Annotated in this window: 11 protein-coding genes; 6 read left to right on the top strand and 5 right to left on the bottom strand. The window is 65.1% G+C overall.

The genetic code is table 11. The annotated features are described in order from the left end of the window. Positions 1-22 precede the first annotated feature (22 nt). From A7X12_RS14065 to A7X12_RS14050, 4 genes are all read left to right on the top strand, one after another. Entirely contained in the window at positions 23-742 is a 720-nt protein-coding gene (locus A7X12_RS14065) for a GDSL-type esterase/lipase family protein (protein ID WP_064312203.1), read from the top strand. After that, complete coding sequence (locus A7X12_RS14060) at positions 739-2,691, top strand: glycoside hydrolase family 97 protein (protein ID WP_064312202.1); 1,953 nt, start codon at positions 739-741, stop codon at positions 2,689-2,691. The genes A7X12_RS14065 and A7X12_RS14060 overlap by 4 nt, the downstream gene beginning before the upstream one ends. Positions 2,692-2,849: 158 nt before the next feature. After that, entirely contained in the window at positions 2,850-4,703 is a 1,854-nt protein-coding gene (locus A7X12_RS14055) for an ABC transporter ATP-binding protein (protein WP_064312235.1), read from the top strand. A 116-nt stretch (positions 4,704-4,819) separates the two neighbouring features. Beyond that, on the top strand, positions 4,820-7,219 hold the full coding sequence (locus A7X12_RS14050) for a TonB-dependent receptor (protein WP_064312201.1): 2,400 nt from the start codon (positions 4,820-4,822) through the stop codon (positions 7,217-7,219). Between the two features lie 19 nt (positions 7,220-7,238). Here the strand turns inward: A7X12_RS14050 and A7X12_RS14045 are convergent, their stop codons facing one another. From A7X12_RS14045 to gltX, 3 genes are all read right to left on the bottom strand, one after another. Continuing rightward, positions 7,239-7,613, bottom strand: a complete 375-nt coding sequence (locus A7X12_RS14045; RefSeq protein ID WP_232318513.1) for a MarR family winged helix-turn-helix transcriptional regulator — start codon at positions 7,611-7,613, stop codon at positions 7,239-7,241. Positions 7,614-7,859: 246 nt separating this feature from the next. Next, a complete protein-coding gene (locus A7X12_RS14040) occupies positions 7,860-9,143 on the bottom strand; it encodes a citrate synthase (protein WP_064312199.1) in 1,284 nt (427 codons plus the stop codon). A gap of 27 nt (positions 9,144-9,170) precedes the next feature. Continuing rightward, positions 9,171-10,595: a glutamate--tRNA ligase gene (gltX, locus tag A7X12_RS14035; RefSeq protein WP_198162034.1), complete on the bottom strand. Its 1,425-nt coding sequence runs from the start codon at positions 10,593-10,595 to the stop codon at positions 9,171-9,173. 79 nt (positions 10,596-10,674) lie between these two features. Between gltX and A7X12_RS14030 the strand changes: the two genes are divergently transcribed. Then, complete coding sequence (locus tag A7X12_RS14030) at positions 10,675-12,801, top strand: ComEC/Rec2 family competence protein (RefSeq protein WP_064312198.1); 2,127 nt, start codon at positions 10,675-10,677, stop codon at positions 12,799-12,801. Then, the gene (gene bla, locus A7X12_RS14025; RefSeq protein WP_064312197.1) at positions 12,798-13,658 is read left to right on the top strand and encodes a subclass B3 metallo-beta-lactamase; all 861 of its coding nucleotides are present in this window, start codon (positions 12,798-12,800) and stop codon (positions 13,656-13,658) included. The genes A7X12_RS14030 and bla overlap by 4 nt, the downstream gene beginning before the upstream one ends. Here bla and A7X12_RS25590 read toward each other — a convergent pair. Then, positions 13,655-14,584, bottom strand: coding sequence for a hypothetical protein (locus tag A7X12_RS25590; protein ID WP_232318512.1), 930 nt, complete (start codon positions 14,582-14,584; stop codon positions 13,655-13,657). The two genes, bla and A7X12_RS25590, sit on opposite strands and share 4 nt — an antisense overlap. 164 nt (positions 14,585-14,748) lie before the next feature. Beyond that, positions 14,749-15,426: a transcriptional repressor LexA gene (gene lexA, locus A7X12_RS14015; protein ID WP_064312195.1), complete on the bottom strand. Its 678-nt coding sequence runs from the start codon at positions 15,424-15,426 to the stop codon at positions 14,749-14,751. Positions 15,427-15,473 lie beyond the last annotated feature (47 nt).

The raw sequence follows: 15,473 nt of genomic DNA, 5'->3' as shown, positions 1-15,473 counted from the left end.
GACCTTCTCCAGGAGAATCGGGATGTCCCTCCGCCGCCGTTCGCTGCTCGCCGGCGCGCTTGCGCTGCCCCTCGTCGCCCGCGCGCAGACGCAGGAGACCTACCAGCAACGCAAGGAACGCCTGTTGCACGAGGATTTTCCCGAACTCAGCCGCTACGCCGCGGACAATGCCCGTATCCTCGCGAGCGGCGAGAAGGTGAACATCGTCTTCATGGGCGATTCGATCACCGAGGGCTGGAAGAGCAAACGGCCGGACTTCTTTATCCCGGGTCGCGTCGGGCGCGGCATCGGCGGGCAGACCACGCCGCAGATGGTGCTGCGGATGATGGCGGATGTCGTCCACCTCAAGCCGCGCTTCGTCCACATCATGGCCGGCACCAACGACATCGCCGGCAATACCGGCCCGATGACGCGTGCGCAGAGCTATGACAATTTCCGCATGATGACCCAGATCGCCAAGGCCAACGGCATCGGCGTGATCCTTGCTTCGGTGCCGCCCGCTGATCATTTCCCGTGGCGCGAGGGGCTCGACGTCGTCGGCCCGATCCGCGAGATCAACGCCTGGCTGCAGGGCTATGCCAAGGCCGAGCGACTGACCTGGGTGGACTATACCCCGGTGCTGGGCGACGCGAAGGGCGCGATGAAGCCGGGCCTCGCCTCGGACGGCGTGCACCCCACCGAAGCCGGCTATGATGCGATGGCGACGGTGATCGAGCCGATCCTGAAAGCTCGCCGCGCGTGAAGCGACTGCTCGGGTTGGCGGCGCTGCTGGTCGCGGCTCCGGCCGCCGGGCAGACGCTGGAGGTGGTATCGCCCGACGGCGCCAACCGCGTGGTGGTGGCGCTGGATCGGCAGGGCGTGCCCAACTATACGGTGCAGCGAAAGGGCGAGCTGGTGCTGGCCTCCGCACCGATCGCGCTCGACCTGGATCGCGACATGCTCGGCTGGGGCATGGCCGTCACCGGCAGCGAGGCGAGCAGCGCCGACACGCGCTACAAGATCGTGCTCGGCAAGGCGGCCGAGGGGCGCGACCACTACAACCAGCGCATCATCCACCTGCAGGAACGCGGCGGCGCCAGGCGGCGGATGGACATCATCCTGCGCGCCTATGACGACGGCATCGCCTTCCGCATGCTGGTGCCCGTGCAGCCGGCGACCGCCGCCGCACTGGTGCGCTACGAACGCACCGGCTTCTATTTCCCGCAGCCCTGGAAATGCTGGGGGTTCAATGTCGGCCGGTTCGGCTCCAGCCACGAGGGCGAGTTCGATCCCGTAGACACCGCGCGCCTCCGCGATCATAATCTGTTCGACGTGCCCTTTACCTGCGAGACGGGGAAGGGCGCCTTCGCCATCGCCGAGGCCGACCTGATCGACTTCGCGGCAATGTACCTCACCGGCCGCGGCGACGGCGGGCCGGGGCTACAGGTGAAGCTCTCCCCCTCGCTCGACGATCCGCGCATCGCGGTGCACACCCGCATCGGCAGCCCGATCGTCACGCCGTGGCGCGTGGTGATGCTCGCCGACCGGCTCGGCACGCTGCAGGAATCGACGCTGCTCACCAGCCTTTCCAGCCCGAGCCGGATCGAGGACACCAGCTGGATCCAGCCGGGGCTGACCAGCTGGGACTGGTGGAGCGGGCCCTCCATCGCAAAGCTCCCCGGCCAGCGCACGACGACGGCGGTGGCCAAGGCGTTCATCGACTTCGCCGCGGCCAACGGCATGCCCTACACGATGATCGACGAGGGCTGGTATGCCGGGGCCGGCGGCGGCGGGGTGCGGCGACCGGGCGTCGACATCACCAAATGGGCGGATGCGATCAACCTTCAGGAGGTCGCCGACTATGCCCGCGCAAGGAAGGTGCGGCTGTGGCTCTGGGCGCATTGGCAAGCGCTGGACGAGCAGATGGAGGATGCGCTCGCCCTCTACGAGAAGCTCGGCATCGCGGGCATCAAGATCGACTTCATGGAACGCGACGACCAGTGGATGGTCAACTGGTACCAGAAGCTGCTGGGTGCGGCCGCGCGGCACCATCTGATGGTCGATCTGCACGGTGCCTTCGCGCCGCGCGGCCTCACCCGCACCTGGCCCAATTTCGTCACCCAGGAGGGCGTGATGGGCGCCGAGTACAACAAGTGGAGCAGCCGCGCGACCGCGGGCAACGACGTGATGCTCGCCTATGCGCGCGGGCTTCTCGGGCCGATGGACTATACGCCCGGCGGCTTCCGCAACGTTGCCCCCGCGGATTTCCGCACGCGCGGCGACCTGCCCATGGTGCAGTCGACGCGGGCGCACGGGCTGGCGATGTATGTCGTATATCTCTCGCCGCTGCAGGCCGTGGCGGACAGTCCTGATACCTATGCGGCGAGCCCCGCCGGGTTCGACTTTATCCGGCAGGTGCCGACGAGCTGGGACGAGACGCGCTTCCTCGCGGGGGAGACGGGCGCCTACATCGCGCTGGCCCGTCGCAAGGGGAAGACTTGGTATCTCGGCGCGATGAACGACGAGAAGGCGCGGACCGTCTCCGTGCCGCTCGACTTTCTCGGCGCGCGCGGTGCCGAGGCGCGGATCTGGAGCGACGGGGCGGCACCCGATGCGGTGCAGGTGGAGACCAGGCGCGTGTCGCGCGACGCGCCGCTGACGCTCAACCTCGCGGCGACGGGCGGTGCGGTAGCGGTGATCCAGGAGCGCTGATTCGGGCGTTCTGCCCAGATTCTGCCGTATTTCGTCGCCCGATCTTGTCTGTTCATCTGCAGCGAATGGAAAGTTCACCTAGGGTTCATGGCCCGATGCGTCTTTTCGGTCGCATGATTGTTGCAATGCAGCGCCCGCAAACCCCGAAGGGGAACGAGATGCCGTTTCTAAAGAGCCCGGCAAGGTTCCTGCTCCACTATGTCACGCGGCGGCCGCTGGCCTTCGCGCTGCTGGCGCTGCTCGTCATCGGTGGCGCGTCGAGTGCTGTCGGTGTGCAATATGCGATGAAGCTTCTCATCGATTCGATGACGATCGCAGCACCGTCGCACCGCGCGGTGTATTTCGCGCTCGCCGCATTTGTCGGCTTGGTCGCCCTGGAGAATGGGTTGGTTCGCGGCGCAGCCATGTTGTTGTGCAACATCACCGTGGCCAGCGGGGTTCGCATCCGTCTCGACATGTTCCACTATCTAACGGGCCACCATATCGGCTTCTTCCAGAACCAGCGCGGCGGGTCGCTGGGGCACCGCGTCGGCGCGCTTACGGGATCGTTCCAGGCGCTGACGCACCGTATCTTGATGGAGATCACGCCGCCGCTGATCGCCTTCGGTGGCGCGCTGCTGATTTTTCTCGCGATCGACTGGCGTATGGCGGTGGCGATCACTGGCATCTTCGTGGCGGCAAGCATCGGCCTCGTCTTTCTCGGCATGCGCGGCGACAAGTATCACAAGGCCTTCGCTCGCGCCGCGAGCGAGAGCGGCGGCGAACTGGTTGACCTCGTCAGCAACATCGCCGCGATCAAGTCGTTCGGCGCGCGCCGTCGCGAGTCCGAGCGTCTGGCAGGCTTCTTCCAGACCGAGGCTGCGGCACAGAAGCGCGGCTGGATGTTCGTCGAGCGCATCCGTGTGCTTCACGACGTCGCGCTCGTCATTCTGGTCGGTGGTGCGCTCGTCTGGGCGGTCGAGCGCTGGATCGCGGGCGGCATCACGGCGGGCGACGTCGTCGTCGTCAGCGCGATGACCTTCCGCATGCTCAACGGTTCGCGCGACCTGGCGATGGCACTGATCGATACCAGTCAGCAGTTCAGCTATCTGCGGGAGACGCTTGAGATCGTCGGTGCCGCCCACGCGCTGGAAGACGCGCCCGACGCGATGCCGTTGTGCGCGACCCAGGGCGAAGTCCGGATCGAGGGCCTGACCTTCGGCCACCACCCCGGCCGCCCGGTGCTGCACGACCTGTCGCTCGTAGCTGCACCCGGTCAGAAGATCGGCATTGTCGGACCCTCGGGTGCCGGCAAGTCGACGATCCTCCAGCTCGTCCAGCGCCTGCACGATCCGCAGGCGGGCCGGGTGCTGATCGACGGCCAGCCGATCGACCGGGTGACGCAGGACAGCCTGCATCAGGCCGTGGCGGTGGTCCCGCAGGAAGTGCTGCTGTTCCACCGTTCGATTCTTGAGAATATCCGCTTCGCGCGCCCCGATGCCACTGATGCCGAGGTTCGCGCGGCAGCCGAGGCGGCGCATTGCGCGGGCTTCATCGCGCTTCTGCCCAAGGGATATGACACGATTGTCGGCGAGCGCGGGACGAACCTGTCCGGCGGCCAGCGGCAGCGGATCGGGATCGCCCGTGCGTTTCTCAGCAAAGCGCCCATCGTGCTGCTCGACGAGGCAACTTCGGCGCTGGATACGGGCTCGGAAATCGAGGTGCAGCAGGCGCTTGATGCGCTGATGGCGCACCGCACCGTGCTGGCGGTCGCGCACCGGCTGTCGACCGTGGTCGGCTTCGACCGGGTGATCGTGGTCGAGCATGGGCGGATTGTCGAGGACGGTGCACCTCTTGCGCTGCTCCGAGCGGGCGGGGCGTTCCAGCGTCTCTGGGCGCTTCAGGCCGAGGGACTGGACGCACCGATCGAACGCCGCGAGTTTCCGCGCTTCGTGGCGGGAACCGCACGTCGAATGTTCGGCCTCGCTGCGAAGCCATCGATTCAAGTGATCGAGCGGCAAGCAGCCGGTTGATTTCGCTTTGTTGCAAAAATGGTACGTCACATAACAGTTATTGACTGAAACAATGCTGCATGCGACCTTCCCCTGGTATCGGGACGTCTAACGATCCCGAACCAGGGGAGGTTGGCATGGCAGGCTTTTCTACGCGTTCGCGCGCGCGCTTCACGTGCGGCTTGGCGGGAATTGTGGCGGCCGGCGGGGTGATGGTGCCGGCTGCACACGGGCAACAAGCTGAACAGACGGGCGCATCGGCGACCGCGAGCATCGATCAGGAAATCGTCGTTACTGCCCGCAGACGTGCGGAAAGCCTGCAGGACACGCCGGTTGCGATCACCGCGCTTAGTGCGGAGACTCTCCAGGCACGCCAGATCCAGCAGACCCAGGATTTGGAGCGGGTAACGCCCAGCCTGCAGTTCAAGCCTGCCGGCCAGCTTTCCGGCAACAGCGCATCCGCGGTCGTGTTCATCCGCGGCGTCGGGCAGGTGGATCCGACAGCCGCGGTGGACCCAGGCGTCGGCATCTATCTGGATGAAGTCTATCTTGGCCGCGCCGTTGGCGGTGCGATCGACTTTGGTGACATCGACGGCGTCGAGGTACTGCGGGGGCCGCAAGGCACGCTATTCGGCCGAAATACGATCGGCGGTGCGATTCTCGTCCGCACCAAACAGCCGCAATTGGGGGAATGGAGCGGCCGGGCCCGCGCCCGTGTCGGCGAGTATAATCTTCGCGAGGGTTTTGCCGCGCTCAACATCCCGCTGGCCAGCACGCTCGCTGCGCGCGTATCGGGCGGGTATCGCAAGCGTGACGGCTATGTGATCCGCGCCGTTGACGGCCTCGATCTCGGAAACGAGGATGGCTATTCGTTCAACGGCGCGCTCAAGTGGCAGCCTTCGTCCGATTTCGACCTGTTTCTCCGTGGCGACTATTCCAAACGCGACGAGCATGGTGCGCCGTTCGTGTTTGCCGGGATCAACGAGCAGGCGCCGGTGGCGGCTATCGCCAGCGTGGGCGCGGGGTGTCCGGGGGCGACCATTCCCTATGCACCACTCACTGCCGGCGATCCGCGCTTTGGAGCGCCTAACGTGCCGATGATCGCCGATCCGCGCTGCGCCAACGATCTCCAGGCCAAGGGTCCCTTCGCCAATGGCGGCACGGCGCCGGTGCTGAGCAACTCCGAAGTCTGGGGCTTTGGTGCTACCGCCAATATCCGCCTGTCGCCGGTGGCGGCGGTCAAGGTGATCTCTGCCTATCGCAACACCAGCTCGCGCGGCATTCGCGACGGCGACAATACGCCGCTGACGCTGATCACCACTGATGTAGGCTCGGAGTCGGGGCAGTTCAGCCAGGAAGTGCAGCTGCAGCTTGACTGGGGTAAGGTCAGCGCGATTTTTGGCGGCTATTATTTCAATGAGGTCACTGACGAGCGAGCCACGGTGTTCCTTGCCTATCCGCCGTCGCCGCCCGTCATCCGGTCCATCCTGGCCGGCGGCCCGGGTTCGCGTGACCTGCAGGTTTCGCGTCTCAAGACCGACTCGCTGGCAGGCTTTGGGGAGATCAGCGTGAAGCCGGCGGCGGGCCTCGAGATCACCGGCGGCCTGCGCTATACCACGGATCGAAAGACCTTCCTGGGCACGGTGTTCAACCTATTCCCGTCCAACCAGCCCGATCCTAATCCGCTGCCCACGCTGGCGGTGCCGCAGGGCGGCCCGCTATTCCTGTATCACCGGCCTTTCGCCAAGTCCTTCTCGGCGCTTACCGGATCCGCCAGCGTGCAATATCGCTGGACCAACGCGATCAGTACCTATGCATCCTACGCGCGCAGCTTTAAATCGGGTGGCTTCAACACGCGCTATAATGCGGCTCCCGCCGGCAACGTGCCGGTGCCGTTCGACGAGGAAAGCGTCACCAGCTACGAAGTCGGCATCAAGACTAATATCGGTCGGCTGCGGTTCAATCTTGCGGCATTCCAGGCCGATTACGACAATATCCAGCTGATCTTCCGCCAAGGTGTCGTGCCGCTGCTGTTCAATGCGGGCAAGGCGCGAATCCGCGGCTTTGAGGCTGAGGCAAACCTACGCACGGCCTTCGGGCTTAGCATCGACGGCGGCGTGAGCGTACTGGACGACAAGATTCGCAGCATCACACCCGTGCCAGGCGCAACTGCAACGGTCACACCCAGGGACGACCTGCCGCTCACCCCCGCGCTGCAAGCCAATCTGGCACTGGGCTACGACATCGTGCTCGGGAACGGCATGACGCTGACACCGCGCGTGGATGGCAGCTATACCTCGAAGATCACGTTCATCACCGGCAGCATCCCCTTGATCGAGGAGGATGGCTATTTCGTCGGCAATGGATCGGTGACGCTCAAGCTCAACGAACGCTACGAAGTAAGCGCGGGCGTCAACAACATCCTGGATTCGCGGTACCTCATCCAAGGCAACGCATCGCTGGCAACGCTGGGCTATGCCGAGCGCATGTATGCGCGGCCGCGCAACTGGTATTTGCAACTCTCGGGGCGCTTCTGACGAAAACGGAGCGGGGCGTTCAGCCCTCGCCGTTCTCCTCGCCCTCGGCCGCCGGGCTGCGTCGTTCGATGCGGGAGAGAAGATCGAGCAGCAGCCCGCGCTCCTCTTCGGTCATGTCGGACAGCATGCGGCGCTCGTGCGCCTGAATGCGCGCAATGGCATCTGCCATCGCCCGTTCGCCTGCTTGGGTGAGCGTGAGCGAGAAGGCGCGGCGATCGCTTGAATCCACCACCCGCTCAATAAGCTGCTTGTCGACAAGGTCGTTGATCAGCGCCACCATGTTGGCGCGCTTGATGCCCAGCATGCGGCCGGCCGCGCCCTGGTTGATGCCGGGATTGGCCTGCACGATGGCAAGGACGGCCAGGGGCACCTGGCGCAGGCCGGTGCCGTCCATTGCAGCTGTGAAGTCTGCGGTAAAGGCGCTCAGTGCCCGACGCAGATGATAGCCCACCAACGGCGCCAGAGCGCCCAGCATTTCCCCTGACATGAAAGGGGAAAGCCATGTTTCCCGTGCGTCGTCAATCGCTCTCGATCAAAGGCATCGACCCGGCCGGAATGCGGCAAAGAAAAACGGCGCCACCGCCGATGCGGGGCGCCGTTTTCTTCAAGCCGTGTCCGGACTTGCGCCCGGACCTTGCGCTCAGCGCTGGCTGACGGGCACGTAGTCGCGCTGCGTCGGGCCGGTGTAGAGCTGGCGCGGACGGCCGATCTTCTGCTCGGGATCCGAGATCATCTCGTTCCACTGCGCCACCCAGCCGACGGTGCGGGCAAGGGCGAAGAGCGCGGTGAACATCGTAGTCGGGAAGCCGATCGCCGACAGGATCACGCCCGAATAGAAGTCGACGTTCGGGAACAGCTTCTTCTCGACGAAATAGTCGTCCTTGAGCGCCATTTCCTCAAGCTGCAGCGCGACTTCGAAAACGGGGTCCGACACGTTGAGCGAAGCGAACACTTCGCGCACGGTCTTCTGCATCACGGTCGCGCGCGGATCGTAGTTCTTGTACACGCGGTGGCCGAAGCCCATCAGGCGGAACGGATCGTTCTTGTCCTTCGCGCGGGCGATGAACTCGGGGATGCGCTCCGGACGGCCAATCTCGTGCAGCATGTTGAGCGCGGCTTCGTTCGCGCCGCCATGCGCCGGACCCCACAGGCAGGCGATACCGGCCGCGATGCAGGCGAACGGATTGGCGCCCGACGAACCGGCGAGGCGCACGGTCGAGGTCGAGGCGTTCTGCTCGTGATCGGCGTGGAGGATGAAGATGCGGTCGAGCGCCTTCTCCACCACCGGATTCACTTCATATTCCTCGGCAGGCACGCCGAAGGTCATGCGCAGGAAGTTGCCGGTGTAGCTCAGGTCGTTCTTCGGATAGAGGAACGGCTGGCCCACGCTGTACTTGTACGCCATCGCCGCGATCGTCGGCATCTTGGCGATCAGGCGGTGCGACGCGATCATGCGCTGCTGCGGATCGGTGATGTCGGTCGAGTCGTGGTAGAAGGCCGAGAGCGCGCCGACCACGCCGCACATCACCGCCATCGGGTGCGCGTCACGGCGGAAGCCGCGATAGAAGGTCGCAAGCTGCTCGTGCAGCATGGTGTGCCGCGTGATCGTGTTCTCGAACTTCGTCAGCTCGTCCTGCGTCGGCAGCTCGCCGTTGAGCAGCAGGTACGAAACTTCCATGAAGCTGGAATTCTCGGCCAGCTGGCCGATCGGGTATCCACGGTGGAGCAGCACGCCTTCATCGCCATCGATGAAGGTCAGGCCCGACTCGCAGCTCGCGGTCGAGGTGAAACCCGGATCGTAGGTGAAGGCGCCGGTCTGCGCGTAGAGCTTGCGGATATCAACGACGTCCGGGCCGGTGCTGCCCTTCAGAACGGGATATTCGACGTCTTTACCCGCAATATGCAGTTTGGCGGTATCGCTCATGTAGTCGTCCTTTCCTTCGACCCGTTTTCAGGCGGGCGTACGCATCTGATCCGCGATGCGGGCGAGGCTTTCGTCGCGTCCCAGCAGCGCCAAGACATCGAAGATACCCGGGGAAGTTCGGCGGCCGGTTAACGCCGCACGCAGCGGCTGCGCCAGATTGCCGAGCTTCACGCCCGCTTCGTCAGCGACGGTGCGTACCGCCGCTTCGAGCGCTTCCGTATCCCACGTCACCAATCCGTCAAGCGCGGTATGCAACCGAGCGAGCAGGGAGCGCGCGTCGCCCTCTAGCAGAGCGGTCGCGCCCTCGTCCATTTCCAGTGGGCGGGTGCGAAAAAGAAACCCTGCGCCATCGGCAAGCTCAAGGAGATTGGCGGCGCGAGGCTTCAACGCGGCCATGCTGCGGCGCAGAACGTCGTGCTGCGAGTCGCTGGGTTCGAAAGGCAGTCGCGCGGCGACGAGATCCGCGAGGCGATCATCATCCGAAAGGCGAATGTAGTGACCGTTGAGGTTCTCGAGTTTCTTCAAATCGAACCGACTTGGTGATTTGCCGACGCCGGCAAGATCGAACCATTCGATAGCCTGCTCGCGGCTGATGATCTCGTCATCGCCATGTCCCCAGCCAAGCCGGAGAAGATAGTTGGAAACCGCTTCGGGAAGCAGGCCCAATTCGTCGCGATAAGCATCGACACCCAGCGCGCCGTGACGTTTGGAGAGCTTTGCGCCGTCTGCGCCATGGATCAGCGGAATATGAGCATATTCCGGTTCGTCCCAGCCCATCGCACGGTAGATCGGCAGTTGGCGGAACGCATTGTTGAGATGGTCGTCGCCGCGGATCACATGGGTAACCCCCATGTCGTTGTCGTCGACGACTACAGCAAGCATGTAGGTCGGTGTACCGTCCGAGCGGAGCAGCACCAGATCGTCGATCTCGGCATTCTGCACCGTGACGTCGCCCTGCACATGGTCCCGGATCGTCACCGCACCCTCGGTCGGCGCCTTGAGGCGGACGACGTGCGGCTTGGACAGATCGCCATCGGTGCGGTCGCGCCACGGCGACCGGATGCGCAGCGGCTTCTTGGCGGCCTCCGCCTCCGCACGCATCGCGGCGAGTTCGTCCTGGGTCAGGTAGCAGCGATAGGCCGCCCCGCGCGCGATCATCTCGTTCGCCACTTCCGCATGGCGGGCTGCGCGGGCGAACTGGTAGACCTCGTCGCCGTCCCAATCGAGCCCGAGCCAGCGAAGGCCGTCGAGGATCGCCTCGATCGCCGGCTGGGTCGAACGCGCGCGATCGGTATCCTCGATGCGCAGCAGGAACTTGCCGCCATGGTGGCGGGCGAACAGCAGGTTGAACAGCGCGGTGCGCGCCCCGCCGATGTGAAGGAAGCCGGTCGGCGAGGGGGCGAAGCGCGTGACGACGGGCTTGGCGTGGTTGGTTTCTTGTATTGCGCTCAAGCGCGCATGCTCCCAGTCTGTTGTCTCGATGGCCAGTTCAGCCGCTGCGGCCCCTAGCACGGGGTTACCGGGCCTTCAAATGGGGGCGGGGTGGCGATTCCCCAAGGGACCTCCCACGGTATGGGGGGCACTGGAACGTTGGTTGGAAGCGGAGCGGGGGCAATTGCCGCTTTGGTTTCCGGTGCTGTTCGGCGCAGGCATCACCGGTTGGTTCGTTCTTGCCGACGCGTGGCAATGGAGCGGCTTCATCGTCGCCGCGCTTGGATTGGCTACCGGTGGCGTTGTCCTGCCAGGGCGGCCTGGCAGGGTTTTGCTCCTGGCCGGCTTGCTGCTTGCGATGGGCTGCGGCGCGATCTGGTGGCGGGCGGAGAGCGTGCGCGCGCCGGTGCTGGCGCGGCCGCAAGTCGCCACGTTCGAGGCGGAGGTGCTGCGGCTCGAGTCGCTGACGGCGCGCGGACTGGTGCGACTGACGCTTGCGCCGCGAGCCCGGAGGGACCTGCCGCCCAGGCTGAGGGTAAATGTAGACGTGGGCGATATGCCCGAGGGGCTCGGCCCTGGCGCGCGGCTGGCGCTACGAGCACGGTTGGTGCCGCCGCCCGGTCCTTCGGTCCCCGGGGCTTATGACTTCCGGCGCGTAGCCTGGTTCGAAGGGCTCGGCGCTACCGGCAAGGCTTTGGGCCGGGTAACGGTCCGCCGGGCGCCGCCCACGGCCCGACAGGACCTGCGCGCGGCGCTCTCCTCCCATATCGAGTCGCGCCTGCCCGGGAGTGCGGGCGGCATCGCAAGTGCACTGGCTACCGGGGACGAAGGCGCAATCAGAGAAGAGGATAGCGAGGCGATGCGCCGGGCTGGCCTCGCACACCTGCTTTCGGTGAGTGGCCTGCATGTCACCGCGGTTACAGGGGCAGCGATGCTGGTGGTCCTGCGGCTGCTTGCACTCAGCCCGTGGCTGGCGCTGCGGATACGGTTGCCCCTGGTCGCCGCGGGTGCTGGGGCGCTGGCCGCGATAGGCTATACCTGGTTGACCGGGGGACAGGTACCGACCATCCGCTCCTGCGTCGCCGCCCTGCTGGTGCTGGTGGCGCTCAGCCTCGGTCGCGAAGCGCTGACGCTACGGCTCGTCGCCGCCGGGGCGATGGTGGTGCTGATGCTTTGGCCGGAGGCACTGGCGGGCCCGAGCTTCCAACTGAGTTTTACTGCTGTCGCTGCGATCGTCGCCCTTCACGAAAGCCCCCATATGCGACGCCGGTTCGAGGCGCGGGAGGAAGGACTCGCGCGGCGCATCGCGCGCGAGGCGGGCTCGCTGTTGCTCACCGGCATTCTCGTCGAGCTTGCGCTGACGCCGATCGGGCTGTTCCATTTTCATAAGGGCGGCGTGTATGGTGCGGTCGCCAATATCGCGGCCATCCCGCTGACTACTTTCGTGGTGATGCCGCTCGAGGCGCTGGCGTTGGCTGCGGATCTGGTCGGCGCTGGTGCGCCCTTCTGGTGGCTCACCGGCAAGGCGATGGCGTTGTTGTTGTGGATCGCTCATACGGTCGCAAGCGCGCCCGGATCGGTGGGGGCGTTGCCGGTAATGCCTGCTAGTGCCTTTGCCTGCATGGTCGTCGGCGGGCTGTGGCTCGGCTTGTGGCGGACGCGCGCGCGGATCGCAGGCCTTGTCCCGCTCCTTGCAGGGGCGGCTTGGGCACTTGCCACGCCGGGGCCGGACCTGCTGGTGACGGGCGATGGGCGGCACGTCGCGCTGCGCATGGCCGATGGCGGCTTTGCCCTGCTACGTGATCGGGCCGGCGATTTCACGCGCCAGATGCTGGGGGAAAATGGGGGTGTTGAGGCAGATGCCCTGTCGCCCCTTGCTGGCCGCTCCGATGCACGATGCAGCCCCGACCTGTGCGTCACCGATGTTCTTCGCGCCGGCAGGCTCTGGAGAATTGCGGCAACGCGGAGCGCCTATCCGGTGGCGTGGCGCGAACTCGTCACGGTCTGCGCATCCAGCGATGTTGTCATCAGCGAACGACGGCTGCCACGTGCCTGCCACCCTCGCTGGTTGCGCTTGGATCGGACCACCCTGGAGCGGACGGGCGGCGTCTCGATCGACTTTGGTCGCGGCGCACTGCGCACGGTTCGCGGCGCTGGTCACCATCCTTGGCTTGACCCGCCTACCGTCCAGCCGCCATTCAGCGCGGCGAAGGGAGATATACGATGATCCGGATACTGCTTTCGGCCTCGGCGCTGGTGCTGGCTTCCCCGGCGCTCGCGCAGAGCACCGACTGGGCCAAGGTCCGCGCCGAATGGAACCAGCCGATGGCGCCGTTCCGGATTCTGGGCAACGTCCATTATGTCGGGACGGCCGGCATCTCCGCTTATCTGATAACCAGCCCGCAGGGCCACATCCTGATCGACGGCGGCATGCCCGAGAGTGCTTCGCTGATCGCCGCCAATATCGAGAAGCTGGGTTTCAAGCTTGCCGACGTGAAGATCCTGCTGATCAATCACGCCCATTGGGATCATGGGGGCGGCCTCGCTGAGTTGAAGCGCCGCACCGGCGCGCGGCTGCTGGCAAGCGCGGCGGATGTGCCTGCGCTGGAAGCTGGGCGATCGGACTATCGCCCCGACATCAGCATCGCCGCACCGCCGGTGAAGGTCGACGGGGAGTTGAAGGACGGCGAGGAGATTCGGCTGGGCACCAACACGCTCGTCGCGCACCTGACGCCAGGGCACACCAAGGGCTGCACCAGCTTTACTATGCAGGTCCCGTCTGGTGGTGATAGCCTGACGGTGCTGTTCGCCTGCAGCCTGGGTGTCGCCGACCAGCCACTTACGCCAGGTCATGACTATGACGCCGCTCCTGCCGATTTCCGCGCCACCTTCGCCAAGCTACGGGCTACGCAGGCGGATGTTTTCCTCAGCTTTCACGCCGAGCAGTTCGATCTCGCCGCCAAGCGGGCGAAACAGCTTGCCGGAGATGCGGACGCGTTCGTCGATCCTGGCGAACTCGGGCGACGCGTGGATGCGGCGCAGAAAGCGTTTGAATCTGCCCTGAAGGAGCAGCCGGCAAATTAGGGCGCGGACACCTGTTTGCTGACCTGCGCCAGTTCAGCGTCCTTCTCTTTCAGAATTCGGCGCGCGATCCGGCCTTGCGTGACGGCCGCGAATTCGGCGTTGCGCGTGTAATAGAGGCCTTGGAGATAGCCGCGGTCGAACGCGGTCATTTCCGCCGGCGTTTCGGTGATGCGGCTATCGAACAGGGCGAGGATCGTCTCCTTGCTGCCATTGCGGGGCGGCCGCACGCCACCCAGCGCGCGCATCGCGACGTAATCGCCGATCTGGTTGGGCGTCTTGCCGAGCACGGCGGAGCGCTCGATCACGACGATGGCGGCGAGCGTTTCGCGGCGGATGGAGGGCGCAATTCGCGTCGCTGTAGGCAGTTTCAATATGCCGTCCGTATCGATGAACTGGCCATCCGCGCCGCGAATCTCGACATTGCTCCATGCTCGAACAGGGCCCCGTTCATGGACGATGTCGCGGATGCCGCTAAGCGACCGGTCGCCAAAGACCCACCATTTACGCTCGGCCAGCTTGGCCACTTGCTCTTCGGCCCGCTCGACGAACAACACGTAGATATTCGGCTTGCAGCCCTCTCCGGCCAGCTTGAGCCCCGCCAACTCCGCGTCGGCCGCCATTCTAACGCCGATGGACAGAAGCGTTCGGCGGGGAAGCCCTCCGCTCGCGAAGCAGACCGAAACATTGAAACGCGGTAATGATCCGTCCGTCACATAAGGCGTGATTGATCGGGACAACGACTTGATTTCACTCTTTGGCGGCAGCGGCTTTCCCGTGACGACAATGCGGTCGCCTGCCGGCGTGGCGGGCTGCTGCGGCGTCGTTTTGGCGTTTTGCTGCCCTACGGCGCTTTGCTGCGCTCCCGCCCCGACTGGCAGGATACAGCCCGAAACCATCGCGATCATCGCCCACCGATACAGCCGCATCGATCCGCCTTTCCACGCAACATCCTCGCAGATCATGCCACAAGACACGGGAAGGTCGAGCGAAAATACTATGGCGACCAGAGTCTGATCGTGTGTTCATAAAGCCGAACAACAGAAAGGGCGAAACACCGACCCGGTTTCCGCCTTTTCCTACAGGCTTTCGATCAATATCGGCGCAGCAATCCGGCAAGCCGGCCCTGGACGCGGACCTGATCAGGGCGATAACGCTGGGGCGAATAGTCACGGTTCGCCGGATCGAGCCGCACCATCGCGCCTTCCTTGCGGAAATATTTTAACGTCGCCTCCGCATCGTCGATTAGCGCCACGACGATCTCGCCATCCCGCGCAGTCTCGGTGCGGCGGATCAGTGCATAGTCACCGTCCAGGATTCCGGCTTCGACCATCGAGTCACCGGCGACTTCCAGCGCATAATGCTCACCCGCGCCGAGCAAAGCGGCAGGAACCGGAAGCATGGTCGAACCTTCAAGTGCCTCGATCGGGGTGCCGGCGGCGATGCGACCGTGCAGCGGAATCTCCACCACATCATTGGCCGGGGTAGGCAGCGATGCCGGGGCAGCGGCGGTGGTGGCCGGTTTCGGCGTCTTGGCCGCAGGCTTACGCTCTCCGCGCTCGGGCATGCGCAGCACCTCGAGCGCACGGGCGCGGTTGGGCAGGCGACGAATGAACTCGCGCTCCTCCAGCGCGCTGATCAGGCGATGCACGCCCGATTTCGACTTGAGGTCGAGCGCTTCCTTCATTTCCTCGAACGAGGGCGAGACGCCCGTCTCGGCGAGACGGTCGGAAATGAAGCAGATCAGCTCGTGCTGCTTGCGCGTGAGCATCCAATCCTCCGGGTCCAGAACAGACTGGGAACGTTTATGCAATGTTC

The sequence above is a fragment of the Sphingomonas sp. TDK1 genome, assembly GCF_001650735.1.
GTDB lineage: Bacteria > Pseudomonadota > Alphaproteobacteria > Sphingomonadales > Sphingomonadaceae > Sphingomonas.
Note: the sequence above shows the minus strand (reverse complement) of the source record. Positions and strands in the feature narration are given on the sequence as shown.

Excerpts from the sequence above, each read along its gene's own strand:
- A7X12_RS14045 (WP_232318513.1), bottom strand. The coding sequence starts at position 7,613 with ATGGACGGCACCGGCCTGCGCCAGGTGCCCCTGGCCGTCCTTGCCATC.
- A7X12_RS14030 (WP_064312198.1), top strand. The coding sequence starts at position 10,675 with ATGGGGGCGGGGTGGCGATTCCCCAAGGGACCTCCCACGGTATGGGGG.
- A7X12_RS14050 (WP_064312201.1), top strand. The coding sequence starts at position 4,820 with ATGGCAGGCTTTTCTACGCGTTCGCGCGCGCGCTTCACGTGCGGCTTG.
- A7X12_RS14055 (WP_064312235.1), top strand. The coding sequence starts at position 2,850 with ATGCCGTTTCTAAAGAGCCCGGCAAGGTTCCTGCTCCACTATGTCACG.
- bla (WP_064312197.1), top strand. The coding sequence starts at position 12,798 with ATGATCCGGATACTGCTTTCGGCCTCGGCGCTGGTGCTGGCTTCCCCG.
- lexA (WP_064312195.1), bottom strand. The coding sequence starts at position 15,426 with ATGCTCACGCGCAAGCAGCACGAGCTGATCTGCTTCATTTCCGACCGT.
- A7X12_RS25590 (WP_232318512.1), bottom strand. The coding sequence starts at position 14,584 with ATGCGGCTGTATCGGTGGGCGATGATCGCGATGGTTTCGGGCTGTATC.
- A7X12_RS14065 (WP_064312203.1), top strand. The coding sequence starts at position 23 with ATGTCCCTCCGCCGCCGTTCGCTGCTCGCCGGCGCGCTTGCGCTGCCC.
- A7X12_RS14040 (WP_064312199.1), bottom strand. The coding sequence starts at position 9,143 with ATGAGCGATACCGCCAAACTGCATATTGCGGGTAAAGACGTCGAATAT.